Raw genomic sequence first — 1771 nt, 5'->3', positions numbered from 1 at the left:
AGGGGAAGGCTCTGCTTTGCCGGTGGGCGTGCCCATTCCGTGGCCGTCAGCGACACCACCAGGTGGGTGGCTCAAATGCAACGGAGCGGCGTTCACTACCTCCCAGTATCCCAAGCTGGCACTGGCTTATCCGACGCTCAGACTGCCTGATTTGCGCGGGGAGTTTTTACGCGGCTGGGATGATGGGCGCGGGGTGGATTCGGGGCGAGCGTTACTAACCTCGCAAGGAGGAAGTATTGAGTCCCACGCTCATAATTACAGCGGAACTCAGTCGGTGACAAATAGCAATGTCTGGTCGAACACTACCGGCGATGGCACAAGAGGATTTTCAGGGAACACATCGTCATACGGCGGATCAGAAACCCGCCCGCGTAATATCGCATTTAACTACATTGTGAGGGCTGCATAATGACGCAGGCAAAATTAAATAGCGAGTTTATTGCTACGGTGGCCGGTGATATCACCGTATTTAATTATGATGGCAAGACGCGCGAATATCTTTCTTCATCCGTTGAATATCTGCCTGTTGGCGTCGGCATTCCTGCCAATTCATGCACTGACGCGCCGGGAGAAAGCAAGGACGCTTTTGCTATTTTCCGGACATCAGATTTTAACGGCTGGGAATACGGCGCCGATCATCGTGGTGAAACGGTATACAACACAGCGACAGGTGAGAAAGTTACTATCACCGTGCCGGGGGAGTATCCGGAAGATACCACCACGCTGGCCCCGGCAACACCATACGATAAGTGGAATGGTAGTGAATGGGTGACAGACACGGAATTGCAGCACGCTGCGGACGTGATGGCAGCAGAACAAATGAAAACCGCGTTGCTGGCGGAGGCGACGACGATTATCGCCCCACTGGCAGATGCTCAGGCTGGAGGCTACATCGACGATGCCGACGTGCCACGACTGGGAGAATGGCAGCGGTACCGCTACAAACTGACTAAAGTCGATACCAGTACCGCGCCAGTCATTACCCTTCCGCCGAAGCCGGAGGTGTAGGCCATTTGATATCGGGTGCGCTGGTCGTTTTTACCGCCTCAAGCGCATCCAGATAATCCAGCCACAGATTGTACTGTGCCAGTTCATCACCTTTCAGCCTGCCCACCGCTGCTTTCCCCGGCCACTGCCTGCTGTTCATGTAGTCATTAGCCTGGGCTATACGGTTTTGCTTTTCAGTTTCTGCTGTAATCACCAATTCTTCATGTGTAGGAGGTGGAATATCTCCCCATGCTGGCAGATCATCGCCCCCAACAACCCGCATTTTCCCTGCTGGGGCAACCCCACCAAACGTATTAAATACCTCATTATCAACCGCTATAGCGTCAGGAGCCTGAACCAGCGCCCCCGCAGTGGGTAAAAAGAAGCAGTTATTTTTTGCGCTCCACAGCATTATGAAACCCTCCCGACAGTTATCCAGTAGCAGGCGTAACCGTCTGTATTGGTACTCTGTTGCATGTCAATCTGGCTGGCAGTATGAGGCCGTGCGCCAAACCACGGATAAAGCGTATTGCCTTTTACCGCTAAATCGCTGGACGCTATGACGGCATAATTAGTGTCTGCGTAAGACACCGGCAGATTAATTGTTGCCACGTTTGACGTGTTATAGAGCGCCACTCTTCCGTACTGCACAACCATACCTCGGGGTAAAGCGAGAAAACCGGCGAACTGGTTGTTCTCGGTGGTTAAAAACCCCTGGGTGAAAAATGTCATATCCGGTATCTGGTTCGTGCCGGTACCCACGTCCCGTTTTGCCGCTTCTTTC

4 protein-coding genes are annotated in these 1771 nt (G+C 53.1%); 2 read left to right on the top strand and 2 right to left on the bottom strand.

Features of this window, described 5'->3' with window-relative positions; genetic code table 11:
• Both GYRE_RS23310 and GYRE_RS00065 read left to right on the top strand, forming a co-directional pair.
• Positions 1 to 409 (top strand): tail fiber protein (locus GYRE_RS23310; RefSeq protein ID WP_038252074.1); only part of this gene is annotated, 409 nt, incomplete at its 5' end.
• Positions 409 to 1008, top strand: a complete 600-nt coding sequence (locus GYRE_RS00065) for a tail fiber assembly protein (protein WP_038252072.1) — start codon at positions 409 to 411, stop codon at positions 1006 to 1008. The genes GYRE_RS23310 and GYRE_RS00065, both read left to right, overlap by 1 nt.
• On the opposite strand, the gene GYRE_RS00060 is transcribed toward GYRE_RS00065, so the two are convergent.
• Positions 980 to 1399, bottom strand: a complete 420-nt coding sequence (locus GYRE_RS00060) for a tail fiber assembly protein (RefSeq protein ID WP_038252071.1) — start codon at positions 1397 to 1399, stop codon at positions 980 to 982. The two genes, GYRE_RS00065 and GYRE_RS00060, sit on opposite strands and share 29 nt — an antisense overlap.
• Positions 1399 to 1771, bottom strand: a 373-nt coding sequence (locus tag GYRE_RS24685) for a gp53-like domain-containing protein (RefSeq protein WP_081874611.1), incomplete at its 5' end; no start/stop codon positions are given. The genes GYRE_RS00060 and GYRE_RS24685, both read right to left, overlap by 1 nt.

This window comes from Yokenella regensburgei ATCC 49455, from assembly GCF_000735455.1.
GTDB lineage: Bacteria > Pseudomonadota > Gammaproteobacteria > Enterobacterales > Enterobacteriaceae > Yokenella > Yokenella regensburgei.
This window is presented reverse-complemented; position numbering and strand designations above follow the sequence as displayed.